Here is an 18522-nt window from a genome sequence, read left to right on the forward strand (position 1 = left end):
CGGGGACAGCGTGGAGGATCGGCGGAGCATGGGGGACGACGGGCGGCGGGCGCACCCCGACAGGGGTGACGATCCACACCGTGAGCACGGCTCCGGTGACATCGAGGACCGCATCCGGGCCGCGCGCGAGGGACTCGACCCCCTCCACGTGCCCGTCATGCTCGACCGCATCGTGGAGCTGCTCGCGCCCGCGCTCAGCACGCCCGGCGCCGTCCTGGTGGACGGAACCCTGGGACTGGGCGGGCACTCCGAGGCCCTGCTCAAGGCCTGCCCCGAGGCGCGGCTCGTCGGCGTCGACCGCGACACCACCGCCCTGGAGCGCAGCGCCGCCCGGCTCGCGCCCTACGCCGACCGCACCCACTTCGTGCACGCGGTCTACTCAGAGATCCCGCGGGCCCTGGACGAGGCGGGTTTCTCCGAGGCCGACGCGGTCCTGCTCGACCTCGGGGTCTCCTCGCCCCAGCTGGACGAGACCGACCGCGGCTTCGCCTACGCCCACGACGCCCCCCTGGACATGCGGATGGACCGCACCCAGGAGCTCACCGCGGAACAGGTCGTCAACACCTACTCGTTCGCCGAGCTCACCCGTGTCCTGCGCGCCTACGGCGAGGAGCGCTTCGCCTCCCGCGTGGCCCGGGCGATCGAGCGCCGCCGCGCCCAGGCACCCATCACCTCCACCCGCGAACTCGCCGAGCTCGTCCGGGACGCCATCCCCGCGGCCACCCGCCGCACCGGCGGCCACCCCGCCAAGCGCACCTTCCAGGGGCTGCGCATCGAGGTCAACGCGGAACTGTCCATCCTCGAACGCACCCTGCCCGCGGCCCTGTCCCGTCTGGCCGTCGGCGGACGCATCGCCGTGCTGTCCTACCACTCGCTGGAGGACCGCATCACCAAGCGCGCGTTCGCCGCGCTGGCCAAGGACACCACCCCCGCGGACCTGCCCGTCCCGCTCCCCGACCGGCAGCCCGAGCTCCGGCTCCTCACCCGGGGGGCCGAGCTCCCCACGGACGAAGAGAACGAACGCAACCCGCGTGCGCAGTCGGCCCGCCTACGGGCGGTCGAACGCGTGCGCAGGCCGTCGCGGCAGTAGGGAGACCACATGAGCACCAGGACGGACACACGCCGTGCCTCCTCGCGCGGCACCGCCGGCACCAGGACGCGCCCGGCACCGAAGGCCGCGCCCAAGCGCGCGCCGGCGCGCCCGGCGGCCACCACCGGGTCGGCGCGCCAGAGCGGAGGGGGCGGGCGGGCACCGCGCATCCCCTTCGTCCTGCTCGTGCTGTGCCTGCTCGGGGGCGCGCTCGTGGGCCTGCTCGTCCTGCGCAGCGTCGTGGCCGAGGAGGCCTTCGCCATCACCAGCCTGCAGGCGGAGAACCGTGAGCTGTCCTATGAGGAGCAGGAGCTGCGGGAGAGCGTCGCCCACCTGGAGACCTCCGAGCGGATCGCCTCGGAGGCCGAGGAGATGGGTATGGAGCCCGGCGAGGGCCCGCTCTTCCTCGACCTCGACGAGGGCCGGGTGTCCGGGAGCGTTGGGAGCGGTGATTGAGCACGCCCCGGGACCGACGCCCCCGCGACCCCCGCAGACCCGGGGCCTCCGGGCGCTCCGGGTCCAGGCCCAGTAAGCGTCCCCAGCGCGAACCGCGCCGTCCGGACGGCGGCACGCGCGCGTCCGCGTCGGCGCGTGCCGCCCAGGGCGGCTCCGGCGCGCGCCGGGTACGCCGGGGCGGGGACGCCGGGGCACCGCGACGCCGCCCCGCTCCACCGCCGCCGCCACCGCCTCTGCTGCGGCGTACCTTCCGGCGGGGCGACCCGCGCAAGCGCCTCAGGCTCGGCGCGGGGCTGATCGCGGTCGTCATCCTGCTCTTCGCCGGACGCCTGGTCCAGATCCAGGGGCTGGACGCCGAGACCTACGCCGAGGCCGCCTCCAACCTGCGCCTGCAGACCATCGACATCCCCACGCTCCGCGGACAGATCACCGACGCCGAGGGCCATCCCTTCGCCCTGTCGGTGGAGGTGCGCACGGTCTTCGTCGACCCCGAGGAGGTCGAGGAGGACGAGCGCGCCCAGCTCGTGGACGAACTCGTCACCCGCTTCGACCTGGAGGAGGACGAGGTCGAGGCCAAGGTCGACGCCAGGCCCAGCCGCTACCAGGTGGTGGCCAGGGAGGTCACGCCCGAGGCGTGGGGCGAGCTGCGCGACCTCGGCCTGTCCGGGGTCGGCGCGCAAGTGGACTACAACCGCGTCTACCCCGAGGAGACCGGGGCCGCGGACCTGGTGGGCTTCGTCGGTACCGAGGGCCACGGCCTGGAGGGCCTGGAGGGCTACCTCGACGGCACCCTGGCCGGCGAGGCGGGCAAGCGGCAGGTCGAGGTGGGAGCCGACGGTACCCAGATCCCCATGGCGGGCGGCCTGGTCCGCGATCCGGTGCCGGGCCAGGACGTGCGCCTGACCCTGGACCGCGACCTGCAGTTCCACATGGCCCAGGTGCTCGCCGAGCGGGTCGAGGAGCTCGACGCGGAGGGGGGCAGCGCCATCGCGATGCTGCCCACCGGCGAGGTCATCGGCATGGCCGACTACCCCACCTACGACCAGAACGACATCCAGGCCAGCGGAGCCGAGGAGTGGGCCAACGGTGCCGTGCACGAGACCTTCGAGCCGGGCAGCACCAACAAGGTCATCACCATCGGATCGGCCCTGGAGGAGGGGCTGACCAGCCCCGACACGGTCTACACCGTGCCCTACGCCCAGCAGTACTACGACCAGACGTTCAAGGACTCCAGCTACCACGAGACCCAGCGCCTGACCGTCAACGGCATCATGGCCCACTCCAGCAACGTGGGCACGATCAAGATCGCCGACCAGGTCGGAGCCGGTGTCCTGCACTCCTACATGGAGGACTTCGGCCTCGGCCAGCCCACCGGTCTGCACCTGCCGGGCGAGGAGGCCGGCATCCTCACCGACCCCGACGACTGGTGGGGCACCCAGCTGCCCTCGGTGTCGATCGGCCACAGCCTGTCGGTCAACGCCACGCAGATGGCGTCGGTGTACGCCACGATCGCCAACGGCGGCGTACGGGCCGACCCGACCATCGTGGCCGGGACGGTCGACGCAGACGGGGAGTTCACGCCCTCCGACGACCCCGAGCAGCGGCGGATCGTCAGCCGGGAGACCGCGGACCAGCTCGCCCTCATGCTGGAGGCGGTCACCAGCGACGAGGGCACCGCGCCCCAGGCCCGCATCGACGGCTACCGCGTGGCGGGCAAGACCGGTACCGCCAACCGCATCAATCCCGAGACGGGTGCCTACGAGGACGGCGGCTACACCGCGACCTTCGCCGGGTTCGCCCCGGCCGACGCACCCGAGGTCGTCGTTCAGGTGGTCCTGCACAACCCCCAGGACACCTACTACGGCGGCGAGGCCGCGGGGCCGGTGTTCAACGACATCATGTCCTTCGCCCTGCAGTCGCTCAAGGTGCCGCCGACGGAGACCGAGCCGCCGGCGATCCGCCTGGAGGAGTGACGGGTCCGGCCTTCCTACGGCCGCGGAGGCGGACGGCGCGGACCGCGCCGTCCGCCTCCGCCGTTCACGGGGCGGCGGGGGACAGGTGCGCGCGCACCGACCGGATGTGCTCGGGGCCGGTCCGGCAGCACCCGCCGACCAGGGACGCCCCGGCCTCCTGCCAGACCCGGGCCGCGGTCCCGAACTCCTCCGGCTCGCTCGTACCGGTCCAGCGCTGCGCCGCCGCGTCCCACACCTCGCCGGAGTTGGGGTAGGCGACCGCCGGGACCCCCGCCGCGGCGACCGTCCGCACCAGGGACGGCACGAAACGGGGCGCGGTGCAGTTGACGCCGACCGCCACCAGCCCGCCGTCGGCGTACAGCGGAGCCATCGCGGCCACGGCCTCGCGCATCGGCGTACCGTCGCTGATGTGTTCGCCGTCGCGGCACGAGAAGCTCACCCACGCCCGCACGCCCGGGGTCTCCCGGACCAGCCGGGCCAGCGCCCGTGCCTCGGGCAGGGAGGGGATGGTCTCGCAGGCGACCAGGTCGGCTCCCGCGCCGACGAGCAGCCGCCAGCGGTCCCTGTGCCATCGGTACAGGCCGTCCTCGTCGAGGTCGTAGTCGCCGGTGTACTCCGAGCCGTCGGCCAGGGCCGCGCCGTAGGGCCCCACCCCCGCGGCGACCAGGCCGGAACCGAACGCGTCCCGCTCGGCCAGCGCCAACTCCACCGAGCGCACCACGAGCCGCTCCGCCTCGGCCCGCCCGTACCCCCGGGAGGTGAACGCCGGAACGCTCGCCTGGTACCCGGCGGCGATCGCCACGTCGGCGCCCGCCTCGAAGTAGTCGCGGTGCACCCGGCGGATCACCTCGGGTTCCTCGGCCAGCAGCCGCGCCGACCACAGCCCGCCGCCCAGCTCGCGGCCGTAGGCCTCCAGACGCGTGGCCAGGCCGCCGTCCAGGATCAGCGGCGTGTTCTCCCGCGCCCCGTGTGAGCCTGCCGCGTCGGCCCGTGCTCGGGGCGGGTCCGCGGCCGGAATTCCGGGTGGGGTCGGGGACGTGGGCTCCATGCGGTCGAGACTAGTCGACGGGCCTCTGGCGGCCGGTGGGCGTAACCTGGGTGAAATGCCAGTTCGGAGATTCCTCCCCCAACGCAGCGTGGAAATTACCGAGCGGTCCTCCACAGCCGTTAACCTCCACTCGTGCCACCGGTAATGCGACCAGAACACACTCAACTCCGTCCACTGTCCGCCCTCGCGACGCTGCTCGGGCCGGACGCCACCCTGCTGCGCCCCGAACCGGGCGCGCGCGAGACCGCCGAGGTGCCCGGCGAGGAGGTGCACGTCCGCGGCATCACCCACGACTCCCGCAAGGTGCGCCCCGGCGACCTCTACGCCGCCCTCCCCGGAACCCGCGCGCACGGCGCGGACTTCGCCGCGCAGGTGGCCGAGGCGGGAGCCGCCGCCGTTCTCACCGACGCGGCCGGGGCGGACCGGGCCGCGGCCACCGGCCTGCCCGTCCTGGTGGTCCCCGACGCCCGCGCCGCGCTCGGCACGGCCGCGTCCTGGGTCTTCGACGACCCCGCCCACGACCTGCTCCTGGTCGGCACGACCGGTACCAGCGGCAAGACCACCATCACCTACCTGGTGGAGTCGGGGCTGCGCGCGGCCGGTATGACCACCGGCCTGGTCGGCACCGTCGAGATGCGCGTGGGCGACGAGCGCGTCGCCTCCTCCCTCACCACCCCCGAGGCCACCGACCTGCACGGCCTCTTCGCCGTCATGCGGGAGCGCGGCATCACCGCCGCGGCCATGGAGGTCTCCAGCCACGCCCTCGCGCTGGGCCGGGTCGGGGGGACGCGCTACGACGTCGCGATCTTCACCAACCTGTCCCAGGACCACCTGGACTTCCACTCGGACCTGCGCGACTACTTCGAGACCAAGGCGCGCCTGTTCTCCGCGGAGTACTGCGACATCGCCGTGATCAACACCGACGACCGCTTCGGGCGGGCGCTGGTGGACATGGTGCGCGGGGACGGCGCGGTGCCCGTCACCACGTTCGCCGTGGAGGGCCAGTCCGACGCCGGGCCGGAGAACGGGATGGCGGCCGACTGGCGGGCCGTGGACGTCGACCTGGGCGCCGCGGGCAGTACCTTCCGCATCGTCGGGCCCGGCGGAATGGAGGCCGGTGCCTCCGTCGCCCTGCCCGGCCCCTTCAACGTCTCCAACGCGATGGCCGCCATCGTCGGGCTGGTCGAGGCCGGCCTGCCCCTGGAGACCGCCATCGCGGGGGTGGCCGCCGCGCCCGGAGTGCCCGGACGCATGGAGCAGGTCGTGGTCGGCTCGGTGCCCAGCGCCGTGCAGGACTTCACCGCGCTCGTGGACTACTCCCACAAGCCCGGGGCCATCGAGGCCGTGCTCACCGCGCTGCGTGCCACCACCGAGGGCCGCCTCACCATGGTCGTGGGCTGCGGCGGAGACCGTGACCGCGCCAAACGGCCGCTCATGGGCGAGGCCGCCGCACGCCTGTCCGACCAGTTGATCGTCACCAACGACAACCCGCGCACCGAGGACCCCATCGCGATCGCCTCCGCCATGCTCGAGGGCGTCGCCAAGGTGCCGGAGGACCAGCGGGCCCGGGTCACCGTCGAACTCGACCGGGCCGAGGCGATCGGCCTGGCCGTGGACCGGGCCGGCCCCGGGGACGTGATCGTGGTGGCGGGCAAGGGCCACGAGACCGGCCAGTACGTCAAGGGCGAGGTCCTGCCCTTCGACGACCGGGAGGTGCTGCGCGAGGCCATCGAGGGCCACCTGAGCGTGAGTGCCCGTGAGCGCCTGGGCGTCGCCCTGCAGGACATCCACCGCGCGCCCGACCTGGGTTGACGACGCGCCGCCCCGGCGGGGCGGCCGCACGCACCGGGGCGCGGGGACGCGCCTGCCGAGCCCCGCGCCCCGGTGCGCGTACCCGCCGACCGGCTCGTGGGTCGTGGCGTACCAGCGTATGGACGGTCACGAACTGGCGCATATTGCTCCACACCGGCCCCGTGAGGACGCCAGGGACCCCAACATGTTCTAAGGTAGGTCCGGCAATCGCAGCCTGACACGTGCCGCCTACGGTGGCGCCCGCGGGCGCGGCTCCGGCCGGCCCCGTGGTGACGCCCGTACGGCACAGCGCGCACGGCACCCGCGGTGCCATCCCCTGACCTGACTCCGGCCGGGTGGCCTACAGCCCCAGCGGCGCCGTGGGACCGGCCTGACATGAGGAGTGGATTTGATCGCGCTCACGCTCGATCGGATCGCTGAGATCACCCAAGCCGCCATCGGCGGATCAGCGCGCCCCGACACCGTCGTCGACGGCCCCGTCGTCATCGACTCCCGGCAGTCCGCTCCGGGGGCGCTCTTCGTCGCCTTGAGCGGTGAACGCGCCGACGGACACGACTTCGCCCACCGGGCCGTCGAGGCCGGGGCCACCGCCGTGCTGGCCTCGCGACCCGTGGACGTGCCCCACCTACTGGTGGACGGCGGGGACGACGCGGTCGTGGCGGCCCTGGCCCGGCTCGCCCGGCACGTGGCCCAGGAACTCAGCGACCCCCGGCGCGGAGCGGAGGCCACCGAGGTCATCGGGGTGACCGGCTCCTCCGGCAAGACCACCACCAAGGACCTGATCGCCCAGGTCGTGGGGCGGATCGGGCCCACCGTCGCCCCGTCGGGCTCGTTCAACAACGAGATCGGCCACCCCCTGACCGTGCTGCGGGCCGACACCGGCACCCGCCAGCTCGTTCTCGAGGTGGCCGCCCGCGGCATCGGGCACATCGCCCACCTGTGTCGGATCGCCCCTCCCCGGATCGGTGTGGTCCTCAACGTGGGCAGCGCCCACATGGGCGAGTTCGGCGACCGCGACGCCATCGCCAGGGCCAAGGGCGAGCTCGTCGAGTCCCTTCCGCCCGGCGAGGGCCGCGGCAGCGGCGGCGTGGCCGTCCTCAACGCCGACGACCCGCGGGTGAGCGCCATGGCCGCGCGCACCGACGCGCGCGTGGTCACCTACGGGCTGGCCGACGACGCGCAGGTGCGCGCCACCGACGTCGTCCTGGGCGATGACGGCGCGCCCGCCTTCACACTTCACCTGGGCGGTCGCACGGCCCAGGTGCGGTTGGCGCTCGTCGGCGCCCACCAGGTGCACAACGCGTTGGCGGCGGCCGCCGTCGCCGATGAACTCGGCATGGACGCCGACGCCGTCGCCGAGGCGCTCGGGGCCGCCACACCGGTCAGCCGGTGGCGCATGGAGGTCACCGAGCACGAAGGCGCCACGTTCGTCAACGACGCCTACAACGCCAACCCCGAGTCCATGGGGGCGGCGCTCAGCACGCTGGGAGCGCTGGCCCGCGAGCGCCGCTCCATCGCCGTCCTGGCCCACATGGCCGAGCTCGGCGGGGACGGCCGCGCCGAACACGAGAAGGTCGGCGAACTGGCGGCCCGCACGGGCGTGTCCCACCTGATCGTGGTGGGCGCCGAGGCCGAGGGCATCGCCGTCGGAGCCGAACGCGCCGCCCGGGCGGGGCAGTGGGACGGGGAGACCGTCAGAGTCGCCGACGCGGAGTCGGCGGCCTCGGCACTGCGCGAACGGATACGCACAGGAGACGTCGTCATTGTGAAGGGATCTCGGGTGGCAGCGCTCGAAAGGGTTATCGACCACATCACCAAGGGTGATGTCCAGTGATCGGCATCTCCATCGCGGCGGCGCTGTCGCTGATCCTGTCCATGGCGCTGATGCCGCCGCTGATCAAGCTCCTCTACCGGTTCAAGTTCGGCCAGGAGGTCCGCGACGACGGCCCCGAGGGCCACAAGACCAAGCAGGGCACGCCCACCATGGGCGGCATCGTCATCATCCTCGGCGCGGTGATCGGCTACTTCGGCTCGCACCTGGTGCTGTGGATCGTCCAGCCGTCCTCCACGGGCCCGACCGCCTCCGGCCTGCTGGTGATGTTCCTGTTCGTCGGCATGGGCTGCGTCGGCTTCCTGGACGACTTCATCAAGATCTACAAGCGTCGCAGCCTGGGCCTGCGCAGTGGCGCCAAGATGGTCGGCCAAGCCATCGTCGGCGTCGGATTCGCCTACGGCGTCACCATGTTCCCCAACGGGTACGGCTACACCCCCGCCGCGCCCAGCCTGTCCTTCCTCCGCGACTTCGGGCCGCCCCTGATGGTGGTCCTGTTCATCGCCTGGGCCCTGTTCCTCATCGTCGGCTTCTCCAACGCGGTGAACCTGACCGACGGGCTCGACGGCCTGGCCACCGGCGCCACCATCCTGTCGCTGGTCGCCTACGTGATCATCGGCAACTGGCAGCTGCGCCAGTCCTGCGTGTCCTACCTGGCCAACAACTGCTACACGGTCCGCGACCCCCTGGACCTGGCCGTGGTGGCCGCCGCCGCGCTCGGCGCGTGCATCGGCTTCCTGTGGTTCAACGCCCCGCCCGCCAAGATCTTCATGGGCGACACCGGCTCGCTGGCCCTGGGCGGCCTCATCGTCGGCCTGGCCATCACCACCCGCACCCAGCTGCTGCTCCTGCTCATCGGCGGCCTCTTCGTCATCATCACCATGTCGGTGATGATCCAGATCACCTCGTTCCGCCTCACCGGCAAACGCGTGTTCCGGATGGCGCCGCTCCAGCACCACTTCGAGCTCAGGGGCTGGGCCGAGACCACCATCGTGATCCGCTTCTGGATCATCCAGGGACTGTTCGTGGCCACCGCCATCGGCCTGTTCTACCTGGAATGGATGCCGAGGTAGCGCCATGCAGCACGAACACAGCCCACCCGCCGCCCACCACCCCCCGCGGACGCCGTCGGTGCGGACCTCCCCGGGCTCCGGGCCCGACTTCGCCGCCCAGCTGAAGGGCCGCGTGGTCTGCGTCGCCGGCCTGGGCGTGTCCGGGCCCCCGGTCGCCCGCGCCCTCCTGGCCAGGCAGGCCCGGGTCGTCGTGGTCGACGGCCGCGACGACGACACCACCCGGCCGATCGCCGCCGACCTCACCTCCGAGGGGGCCGAGGTCGTCCTCGGCGCGACCCCGCTGCCCGATGACTGCGACCTCGTGGTCACCTCGCCGGGCTGGCGCCCCGACTCCCCACTGCTGCTCCGGGCGGCCGAGGCCGGGGTCGAGGTCATCGGCGACGTCGAACTCGCCTGGCGGCTCAAGCCCGCCGACCAGGTGTGGCTCGCCATCACCGGCACCAACGGCAAGACCACCACCGTGCGCATGCTGGAGTCCGTCCTGCGCGCCGACGGCCGCGACGCGCTCGCGGTCGGCAACGTCGGGACCCCGATCATCGACGCGGTCCTGCCCGACACGGACGGCCGCTACCACGACGTCCTCGCCGTGGAGCTCTCCAGCTTCCAGCTGCACTGGTCCAGCAGCGTGCGACCGTACGCCGCCGTCGTCCTCAACGTCGCGGCCGACCATCTGGACTGGCACGGCGGCCTGGACCCCTACGCCCGGGCCAAGGGCCGGGTCTTCGCGCGCGGCACCGTCCGCGTCGTCAACACCGCCGACGCCTGGTCGGTCCGCCTGGCCGAGGAGGACGGCGACCCGCACACGCCGCTCGTCGGCTTCCGGCTGGACACGCCCCGGCCGGGAGAACTGGGCGTGGTCGAGGACCTGCTGGTGGACCGCGCCTTCGTCGCCGACCCGGTCGGCAGCGCCGAGGAGCTCGCCACGCTCGCGGACGTCCGCCCGGCGGCACCGCACAACGTGGCCAACGCGCTCGCCGCGGCCGCCCTCGCCCGGTCGGTGGGCGTCGCGCCCGCCGCGGTCCGGGCCGGGCTGGCCGCGTTCGAGCCCGAACCGCACCGCATCTCCCACGTGGCCACGGTCGGAGGAGTCGACTACGTGGACGACTCCAAGGCGACCAACCCCCACGCGGCGGCCGCCTCCCTGAACTCCTACACCTCCGTGGTGTGGGTGGCCGGCGGCCTGCTCAAGGGGGCCGAGGTCGACGAGCTCGTCGCCGAGGCCGCGTCCCGGCTGCGCGGCGCCGTCCTCATCGGCCGCGACCGGGCCAGGATCCGGGAGGCGCTGGACCGGCACGCGCCCGAGGTCCCCGTGGTCGAGGTGGAGGGGCCCGCCGAGGACGCGCCCGGGCGCCCCACGGTCATGGACACGGTGGTCGCCGAGGCCGCGGCCCTGGCCGAGGAGGGCGACACCGTGCTGCTGGCGCCGGCCGCCGCCTCCATGGACATGTTCACCAACTACCCCGAGCGGGGCCGCTTCTTCGCCGACGCCGTCCACCGGCTGCTCTGAGTAGCCGACCGCCGCCCGTGCGTGACAGAAACGCGCACGGGCGGTGAGTCGTGTGCCCACCACCACGTTCCGACACGCCAAAGATGGCCAACACGCGGGAAATGTCCACGGTTCCCGACCCGCCGGTACGCCAGTATTGAGGCGCTAATCGTGCGGAGGGTGTGGATGGCGACGACGACGGTCCCCAGGGTGACCCCGGGGCGTGCGGTGGCCGGTGGCCGCGACAGGCCCGTGTGGCGTGAGTGGGTGCGGTCCCTGGACCGCCCCCTCACCTCCTACTACCTCGTCCTGGGCAGCGGCGTCATGCTCATCGCCCTGGGCCTGGTCATGGTGCTGTCCTCGACCATGGTCAACTCGATCACCGAGACCGGCTCGGCCTTCTCGATGTTCCAGAAGCAGGCGGTCTCGGCCGCCATCGGCCTGCCGCTCATGCTGGTCGCCTCGCAGCTGCCCCCGTGGGCCTTTCGCGTGGTCGGCTACCCCGCGATGATCGTGTCCGTCGCCCTGCTGCTCATCACCGCGTTCCAGGGGACCGAGATCAACGGCGCCGTGCGCTGGCTGGACATCGGGGGAGCGAGGATGCAGCCCTCCGAGCCGGCCAAGCTGGCCTTCGCCCTGTGGGGCGCCAACATCCTGGCGCGCAAGGACGAGCTGCGCGAACTCACCGAGTGGCGGCACCTGCTCATCCCGCTGCTGCCCGGCTGCGGGGTGCTGGCGCTGCTCGTGCTGATCGGCTCGGACCTGTCCACCACCCTGGTCCTGCTGCTCACCTTCCTCGGACTGCTCTGGGTCGTGGGCGCGCCCGGCCGGCTCTTCGTCGCCATGATCGGGCTCGTCCTGACCCTGGCCGCCATCGTCATCGCGATCGAGCCGTACCGGCTCCGGCGCGTGACCCACTTCCTCGACCCGAGCGCCGACCCCACCGGAGCGAGCTTCCAGTCCCTGCACGGGCTCTACGCGCTGGGCACGGGCGGCATCCTGGGGGTGGGGATCGGCGCCAGCCGAGAGAAGTGGGGCTTCCTGCCCTTCGCCGAGTCCGACTTCATCTTCGCCATCATCGGTGAGGAGTTCGGCCTCATCGGCACCCTGCTCGTGCTCGGCCTGTTCGGCGTCCTGGGCTACGCGGGGCTGCGCGTGGCGACCAGGGTCAAGGACCCGTTCGCCCGCCTGGCCGCCGCCGCCATCGTGACCTGGATCATCGGGCAGGCCATGATCAACATCGCCGCCGTCATCGGTCTGCTGCCCGTGACCGGTATCCCGCTGCCCCTGGTGTCCTACGGCGGATCCTCGCTCATCCCGACCATGATCGGGCTCGGCGTGCTGCTCTCCCTGGCCCGGACGGAGCCCCAGGCGCAGAAAGCCCTGGCGGCCCGGGGTCCCGGCCGGGCACAAAGGGCTCTAAGCTGGCTTGGCCTGGACAAGATCGCGTCCCCCCTCACGGAACGGGCCGCGAACACCACTTCCAGGCGCCCCACCACGGCGCGCGGCCCGCGCACGCCGGGCCCCCGCGGTGGGACGACCACGGCCAAGCACAGGAACGGACCGGTCCCGGCAGGTGACCGACCAAGGAGGAATAGGCGACGATGAGGGTAGCCCTCGCCGGAGGCGGCACGGCCGGGCATATCGAGCCCGCACTCTCCCTTGCGGACGCACTGCGGCGGCTCGAACCGAGCACGGAGATCCTGTGCCTGGGTACCGAACGGGGCCTGGAGACCAGGCTGGTGCCCATGCGCGGTTACGAACTGGGCCTGATCCCCGCGGTCCCCCTTCCGCGCAAACTCACCCCCAAACTGCTCACGGTGCCCGGCAAGCTCGCGGGCGCGCTCAGCGCGGCGGGTGACCAACTCGACCGGCTCCAGGCCGACATCCTCGTCGGCTTCGGCGGCTACGTCGCCACCCCCGGCTACCTGGCCGCGCGCCGGCGCCGCATTCCCACGGTCGTGCACGAGGCCAACCCGCTGCCCGGTCTGGCCAACCGGCTCGGCGCCCGCCTCACCCCGCACGTGTACACCGGGCACCCCCACGCGCAGATCCGCAACGGCCGGTTCATCGGCATCCCCCTGCGCCGGCAGATCTCCACGCTGGACCGGCTCGCCATGGGCGACAAGGCCCGTGCGTTCTTCGGGCTGCGCCACGACCTGCCCACCCTGCTGATCTTCGGCGGTTCCCAGGGCGCCCAGCGCCTCAACGAGACCGCCTTCGCCTCCCGGGCCTTCTTCCGCGACCAGGGCGTGCAGGTCCTGCACGTCGTGGGCCCGAAGAACGCGGACGAACCCCAGGACCTGACGGAGGACGGCATCCCCTACGTCGCGGTGCCCTACGTGGACCGGATGGACATGGCCTACGCGGCCGCGGACGTGGCGATGTGCCGCTCCGGGGCGATGACCTGCGCCGAGCTGACCGCCGTCGGCCTGCCGGGGGCGTTCGTGCCGCTGGCCATCGGCAACGGCGAACAGGCCAAGAACGCCGAACCGATCGTCAGCGCCGGCGGCGGGCTCATGGTGCACAACTCCGACATCTCCGTGGAGTGGATCAAGGGCGAGCTCATCCCGCTGCTCACCGACACCGACCGCGTCGTGACCATGTCCGAGGCGGCCGCGCGGATGGGTCGCCGGGACGCCGACGAGGCGCTGGCGCGCGAGGTCCTGGCGATCGCCAGGGGCGACAACCCCACGCCGGAGATTCCGATCCAGGACGACGACGCCGACGACGACGCGTACTACGACGACGGGAAGGACGCACGATGAGCCTGGTCCAGGCGACCGACCCGGTCCCCGTCGACAAGCTCGGCCGGACCCACTTCATCGGGCTCGGCGGCGCGGGCATGTCCGGCATCGCCCGGGTCCTGCTGCAGTCCGGGGTGGAGGTCTCGGGCAGCGACGCGCGCGACAGCGACACCCTGCGCGAGCTGGAGGCGATGGGTGCGACGGTCCACGTGGGCCACAGCGCCGACCACCTCGGCCCGGCCGAGACCCTCGTGGTCTCCTCCGCGATCCGCGAGGACAACCCCGAACTCGCCGAGGCCCACCGCCGCGGCCTGCGGGTCCTTCCCCGGGCCGCCGCCCTGGGCGCGCTCCTGCTGGGGCGCGAGGGCATCGCGGTCTCGGGCACCCACGGCAAGACCACCACCACCTCGATGGTCGCCGTGGTGCTCCAGCACCTGGGAACCGACCCCGGCTACGTGATCGGCGGCAAGCTGGTCACCACCGGCCTGGGCGCCGACGCCGGAACCGGCGAGGCCATCGTGGCCGAGGCCGACGAGAGCGACGGCTCCTTCCTCATGCTCTCCCCGAAGATCGCCGTGGTCACCAACGTCGAGGCCGACCACCTCGACAACTACAGCGGCATCGAGGAGATCCACGCCAACTTCGCGTCCTTCGTGGACCGCGTCGAGCGCACGGTGATCGTCGGGATCGACGACCCCGGCGCCCGGGAGGTCGCCGAGCTCGCCCGCGAGCGCGGCAAGCGGGTGCGCACCTACGGCGAGGCGGCCGACGCCGACTACCGGATCACCCGGATCAGCGCGCGGGGCTTCGCCACCGAGTTCACGCTGGAGACCGCGGACGAGGAGGACCCGATCGAGGGCGTGGTGGCCGTTCCCGGCCTGCACAACGTGCTCAACGCCGCCGCGGCCGTGGCGGTGGCCGACGAGCTCGGCCACGACCTCCAGGTCGCCGTGGAGGGCATCGCCGACTTCGTCGGTGCGGCCCGCCGCTTCGAGCCCAAGGGCGAGGCCGCCGGTGTGGCCGTCTACGACAGCTACGCGCACCACCCCACGGAGATCGAGGCCGACCTGCGCGCCACCCGTGCCGCGCTGGCCTCCCTGGCCGACGAGGCGGCCGACCAGGGCCGCCCCGAGGGTCGCGTCGTCGCCCTGTTCCAGCCGCACCTGTACAGCCGCACCCGCTTCTTCGCCGAGGAGTTCGCCGCGGCGCTCAGCCTCGCCGACGAGGTCGTGGTGATGGAGGTCTACGCCGCCCGCGAGGACCCCGAGCCCGGGGTCACCGGTGAGCTCATCACCTCGCGGGTCACGCACGACCACGTGTACTACGTGCCGGGCCGTGAGGAGGTCGTGCGTGCGGTCGCCGACCTCACCCGCCCCGGAGACATCGTGCTCACCATGGGCGCCGGCGACGTCACGGAACTCGGCCCGCAGATCGTCGAGGCCCTCTCGTAGAACCGAGGACACGGGGTTCCACCGGTGCTCGTCCGGGTTCGCGGAAGGCCCGCGGGCAGCCCGCGCAGGCCCCGGGCGCGGGCCCACCGACGGGACCACCGGGGGACAGGGCGCCGAGGGGGCGCGCGGAACGCGCGTCCCCACAAGCTTGAAGTCGGGGTCCCAACCGTGGGATCACTAGGGCGTGTGTGGTCCTTCGGGGCCTGGAGGCAGGCCCTCCCCTCCCTCGGGGACCCCAGGGGGCGGGAGGAGGGCCGCACGGGTTCCCGCGGGAGGAGGCCGCAGCGGAGAGGACCGTGCCACCGGCGTCCGCCGAGGGTGGTGGCGGGCACCGGTCGGGGGCCCGCGGGGACGCCGAAGGGGAGAGGACCGGATGAGCACTGACCAGGACGAGGCCACCGCACCCGCGCAGGGTACGGCCGCGCGGACCAGGTCCGATCCGTGGAAGGTCGCCTTCGTGGCGCTGCTCGTCGTCTCCCTGGTCTGCGTCGTCACCTGGGTCCTGCTCGGTTCCCGGCTGCTCGTGGTCCGCGGCGTCGCGGTCACGGGCCTGGACCGGGTCTCCTCCGAGGAGGTCGTGGACGCCGTCGACGTCCGCACGGGCACGCCGCTGATCCGGGTGGACCTGGACCGCAGTGCGGCCCGGGCGGAGTCCCTCGACCTGGTCGAGTCCGCCACGGTCAAGCGCGGCTGGCCGGCGACCCTGCGGGTGGAGGTCGTCGAGCGCCGCCCCCTGCTCGCCATCCGGGTGGGCGAGGAGTACCGGCTGGTGGATGGCGACGGCGTGCGGATCGAGGACTCCGCGACGCGGCCCGGCACCCACCCGCTGGTCCGGGTCACCGGTGAGATCGAGGGCAGCGACGCGGTCCGGGCCGCCGCCGACATCGTCGAACAGGCACCGGACTCGCTGCTCGCCCAGATCCAGCTCATCGACGCCACCGACACCGACGCGATCTCCGTCGAACTCGGCAACGGGGCGGTCGTGGAGTGGGGTGATCCCGAACGCACCCAGGACAAGAGCGAGATCCTGCGTGTCCTCATGCGCGAGCACCCGCCGTCCGAGGACCGCGTCTACGACGTCGGCACCCCGGATCTGGCCATCGTCCGGTGAAGGGGAATCCTGGTACGGGACAAGGCTTTCGAGTATCGACCGCGGCAGGCGGCGCAGCCGCCTCACGGTCGCCGCTCGGCCGCCCCGCTGAGGCACCGATCACCCGACGAGGACATTCCAGACGCGACGCGCCGAGTGCGCACTTCGCTTCCTCGCGTTATACGCCGTTAGGCTGACCTCGTCATCGGTTGCCCGTAGTCGGCGGTCCGCTTACTGTCGGGAAGCACAACCAACGTCAACAAAGCAACAGAACACGCTTTTGGGGTACGCGAGACCGTGGTGTCCGTCGAGTGGACGGGCCCCGCCGGGAGGCAGAACCGGCGCGGGAACGGACCTGGTGGCCCCGGGCCCCGGGCCGCAGCGCCACCGGCGCACGCGGCGGCGGGTGCACCCGAAACGCACACTGTAGAACCGGATGCCGAACCAGAGGCGTTTCCGGTGGCTCACCGCCACCGGCGACGGTGACGGAACGGCGTATGCGAGCGGAAAGGCCCCTCGTCGTGGCAGCACCGCAGAACTACCTCGCGGTCATCAAAGTCGTCGGCATCGGCGGCGGCGGTGTCAACGCCGTCAACCGAATGATCGAAGAGGGGCTCAAGGGCGTCGAGTTCATCGCCATCAATACCGACGCGCAGGCGCTGCTGATGAGTGACGCCGACGTCAAGCTCGACGTCGGCCGAGAACTCACGCGCGGCCTGGGAGCCGGAGCCAACCCCGACGTCGGCTGCAGGGCGGCCGAGGACCACCGGGAGGAGATCGAGGAGGTCCTCAAGGGGGCCGATATGGTCTTCGTCACCGCGGGCGAGGGGGGCGGCACCGGCACCGGCGGCGCCCCGGTCGTCGCGAACATCGCGCGATCCCTGGGTGCCCTCACGATCGGTGTGGTCACGCGGCCCTTCGGCTTCGAGGGCAAGCGCAGGGCCACGCAGGCCGAGTCGGGGATAGCGATGCTCCGCGAGGAGGTCGACACACTCATCGTGATTCCCAACGACCGACTGCTGTCCATCTCTGACCGCCAGGTCAGCGTGCTGGACGCGTTCAAGGCCGCCGACCAGGTCCTGCTCTCCGGTGTGCAGGGCATCACCGACCTGATCACCACACCGGGCCTGATCAACCTGGACTTCGCCGACGTGAAGTCGGTCATGTCCGGTGCGGGGTCGGCCCTCATGGGCATCGGTTCCGCACGAGGGGACGATCGTGCGGTGGCGGCGGCGGAGATGGCGATCTCGTCTCCTCTGCTCGAAGCGAGCATCGACGGAGCACACGGGGTGCTGCTGTCCATCCAGGGCGGCTCCGACCTGGGGCTGTTCGAGATCAACGAGGCGGCCCAACTGGTCGCCAACTCGGCGGCACCCGAGGCCAACATCATCTTCGGTGCCGTCATCGACGACGCCCTGGGCGACGAGGTCCGTGTGACCGTGATCGCCGCGGGCTTCGACGAACCCGAGGTCAACGGAGGCGTGGCCCGGGAGCACCGGCCGGTGGACCCTCCTGAGGCCGCCGCCCCCAGCGGGGGCGCCACGTCCGGCCGGGAGGGGTCGTCCGCGCAGGCGGCGTCCACCGCCGCGGGCGCGAGCGGGGCGTCGGCCAGCAGCATGCCGTGGATCGCGCCGTCCCGACCGGCCGAACCCGCCCCTGCGCCCGCCGCACCGGCGCAGGAGACCGCGCGCCCGGCCTCGCCGCCGGTGAGCCGTCCGGCCGAGACCGCGCCGGTGCACCAGGCGCCGGTCGAGCCGGAGCCCGCCCCGGCCGAGCCGACCGCGCCGGCCTCCACGGGGCCGGACCACGGTGCCGCCGAGACCCAGTCGGCCGAGGCCGTCACCCACGGGGGCCCCGCCCCCGAGCCCGCGCAGCAGGAGGTTCCGCGGTCCGAGTCGCAGGAGCAGCGCGAGGAGCGGCAGGACGGCCAGTCCCACCACATCCACGCCGTCTCGGACGCGTCGGCGGACCGTCGTGGTGAAGTGCCCACGCCCCGGCGCCGGGTGATCTTCGACGACCCCGACGACCTGGACGTGCCGGAGTTCCTGAAGTAGGCGCTCCCGAATCAAGCGGGGAACGGGGTTCCGCCCTCTGGGCGGGGCCCCGTTCGCATGCGCCGAGCGGTGGATCGCCGTACGCGCTCGTCGGTAGCATCGACGTGTCGACGACCCCGGCCCTGACCCCGGCGCATGGCGCCGGGACTGCTCGCCGTCCCGGTGGTGGCCCCTGCCCTTGCGCGGAGCGCCCGGGGGCGATGGTGGGAGACGGGTGGGGGTGCTGGAGCCGTAGGCTTTCGGTTGAGGGTGGTAGCCCCTGCCCCTTCGCGCAGCGCCCAGGGGCGATGGTGGGAGACGGGTGGGGGTGCTGGAGCCGTAGGCTTTCGGTTGAGGGTGGTAGCCCCTGCCCCTTCGCGCAGCGCCCAGGGGCGATGGTGGGAGACGGGTGGGGGTGCTGGAGCCGTAGGC

At 72.8% G+C, this 18522-nt stretch carries 13 protein-coding genes; 12 read left to right on the forward strand and 1 reads right to left on the reverse strand.

Annotated features, from left to right (window positions below; genetic code table 11):
* Positions 1-28 precede the first annotated feature (28 nt).
* From rsmH to M1P99_RS20595, 3 genes are read left to right on the forward strand one after another with little or no spacing between them, the layout of a single operon-like run.
* Positions 29-1090 carry a 16S rRNA (cytosine(1402)-N(4))-methyltransferase RsmH gene (gene rsmH / locus M1P99_RS20585; RefSeq protein WP_304454221.1) on the forward strand — a complete coding sequence of 354 codons (1062 nt, stop codon included), beginning with the start codon at positions 29-31 and terminating at the stop codon, positions 1088-1090.
* A 9-nt stretch (positions 1091-1099) separates the two neighbouring features.
* Positions 1100-1546, forward strand: a complete 447-nt coding sequence (locus M1P99_RS20590; RefSeq protein WP_304454222.1) for a hypothetical protein — start codon at positions 1100-1102, stop codon at positions 1544-1546.
* Positions 1543-3519: a penicillin-binding protein 2 gene (locus M1P99_RS20595; RefSeq protein WP_304454223.1), complete on the forward strand. Its 1977-nt coding sequence runs from the start codon at positions 1543-1545 to the stop codon at positions 3517-3519. Before M1P99_RS20590 ends, M1P99_RS20595 begins: the two co-directional genes overlap by 4 nt.
* 64 nt (positions 3520-3583) lie before the next feature.
* Here the strand turns inward: M1P99_RS20595 and mmuM are convergent, their stop codons facing one another.
* Positions 3584-4567, reverse strand: a complete 984-nt coding sequence (gene mmuM / locus M1P99_RS20600) for a homocysteine S-methyltransferase (RefSeq protein WP_304454224.1) — start codon at positions 4565-4567, stop codon at positions 3584-3586.
* A 144-nt stretch (positions 4568-4711) separates the two neighbouring features.
* Here mmuM and M1P99_RS20605 point away from each other — a divergent pair, with 144 nt between their 5' ends.
* The 9 genes from M1P99_RS20605 to ftsZ all read left to right on the forward strand — a co-directional run bounded on the left by M1P99_RS20605 (position 4712) and on the right by ftsZ (position 18111).
* The gene (locus tag M1P99_RS20605) at positions 4712-6379 is read left to right on the forward strand and encodes a UDP-N-acetylmuramoyl-L-alanyl-D-glutamate--2,6-diaminopimelate ligase (RefSeq protein WP_304454225.1); all 1668 of its coding nucleotides are present in this window, start codon (positions 4712-4714) and stop codon (positions 6377-6379) included.
* A 388-nt stretch (positions 6380-6767) separates the two neighbouring features.
* Positions 6768-8213: a UDP-N-acetylmuramoyl-tripeptide--D-alanyl-D-alanine ligase gene (murF, locus tag M1P99_RS20610; RefSeq protein ID WP_304454226.1), complete on the forward strand. Its 1446-nt coding sequence runs from the start codon at positions 6768-6770 to the stop codon at positions 8211-8213.
* Positions 8210-9283 carry a phospho-N-acetylmuramoyl-pentapeptide-transferase gene (gene mraY / locus M1P99_RS20615; protein WP_304454227.1) on the forward strand — a complete coding sequence of 358 codons (1074 nt, stop codon included), beginning with the start codon at positions 8210-8212 and terminating at the stop codon, positions 9281-9283. The genes murF and mraY overlap by 4 nt, the downstream gene beginning before the upstream one ends.
* A 4-nt stretch (positions 9284-9287) precedes the next feature.
* Positions 9288-10790 carry a UDP-N-acetylmuramoyl-L-alanine--D-glutamate ligase gene (murD, locus tag M1P99_RS20620; RefSeq protein ID WP_304454228.1) on the forward strand — a complete coding sequence of 501 codons (1503 nt, stop codon included), beginning with the start codon at positions 9288-9290 and terminating at the stop codon, positions 10788-10790.
* A gap of 165 nt (positions 10791-10955) precedes the next feature.
* Positions 10956-12377 carry a putative lipid II flippase FtsW gene (gene ftsW / locus M1P99_RS20625; RefSeq protein WP_304454229.1) on the forward strand — a complete coding sequence of 474 codons (1422 nt, stop codon included), beginning with the start codon at positions 10956-10958 and terminating at the stop codon, positions 12375-12377.
* Positions 12374-13537, forward strand: a complete 1164-nt coding sequence (murG, locus tag M1P99_RS20630) for an undecaprenyldiphospho-muramoylpentapeptide beta-N-acetylglucosaminyltransferase (protein ID WP_304454230.1) — start codon at positions 12374-12376, stop codon at positions 13535-13537. Before ftsW ends, murG begins: the two co-directional genes overlap by 4 nt.
* A complete protein-coding gene (gene murC, locus M1P99_RS20635) occupies positions 13534-14967 on the forward strand; it encodes a UDP-N-acetylmuramate--L-alanine ligase (protein WP_304454231.1) in 1434 nt (477 codons plus the stop codon). The genes murG and murC overlap by 4 nt, the downstream gene beginning before the upstream one ends.
* A 373-nt stretch (positions 14968-15340) precedes the next feature.
* On the forward strand, positions 15341-16078 hold the full coding sequence (locus M1P99_RS20640) for a cell division protein FtsQ/DivIB (RefSeq protein WP_304454232.1): 738 nt from the start codon (positions 15341-15343) through the stop codon (positions 16076-16078).
* A 500-nt stretch (positions 16079-16578) separates the two neighbouring features.
* Positions 16579-18111, forward strand: a complete 1533-nt coding sequence (gene ftsZ / locus M1P99_RS20645) for a cell division protein FtsZ (RefSeq protein ID WP_304454233.1) — start codon at positions 16579-16581, stop codon at positions 18109-18111.
* The last annotated feature ends 411 nt before the right edge of the window (positions 18112-18522 follow it).

This window comes from Nocardiopsis sp. YSL2 (assembly GCF_030555055.1).
GTDB lineage: Bacteria > Actinomycetota > Actinomycetes > Streptosporangiales > Streptosporangiaceae > Nocardiopsis.

What these genes read in the sequence shown, in the direction of transcription:
- rsmH (WP_304454221.1), top strand. Translation starts at nt 29, where the DNA reads ATGGGGGACGACGGGCGGCGGGCGCACCCCGACAGGGGTGACGATCCA.
- M1P99_RS20590 (WP_304454222.1), top strand. Translation starts at nt 1,100, where the DNA reads ATGAGCACCAGGACGGACACACGCCGTGCCTCCTCGCGCGGCACCGCC.
- mmuM (WP_304454224.1), bottom strand. Translation starts at nt 4,567, where the DNA reads ATGGAGCCCACGTCCCCGACCCCACCCGGAATTCCGGCCGCGGACCCG.
- M1P99_RS20605 (WP_304454225.1), top strand. Translation starts at nt 4,712, where the DNA reads ATGCGACCAGAACACACTCAACTCCGTCCACTGTCCGCCCTCGCGACG.
- murD (WP_304454228.1), top strand. Translation starts at nt 9,288, where the DNA reads ATGCAGCACGAACACAGCCCACCCGCCGCCCACCACCCCCCGCGGACG.
- ftsW (WP_304454229.1), top strand. Translation starts at nt 10,956, where the DNA reads ATGGCGACGACGACGGTCCCCAGGGTGACCCCGGGGCGTGCGGTGGCC.
- murG (WP_304454230.1), top strand. Translation starts at nt 12,374, where the DNA reads ATGAGGGTAGCCCTCGCCGGAGGCGGCACGGCCGGGCATATCGAGCCC.
- murC (WP_304454231.1), top strand. Translation starts at nt 13,534, where the DNA reads ATGAGCCTGGTCCAGGCGACCGACCCGGTCCCCGTCGACAAGCTCGGC.
- M1P99_RS20640 (WP_304454232.1), top strand. Translation starts at nt 15,341, where the DNA reads ATGAGCACTGACCAGGACGAGGCCACCGCACCCGCGCAGGGTACGGCC.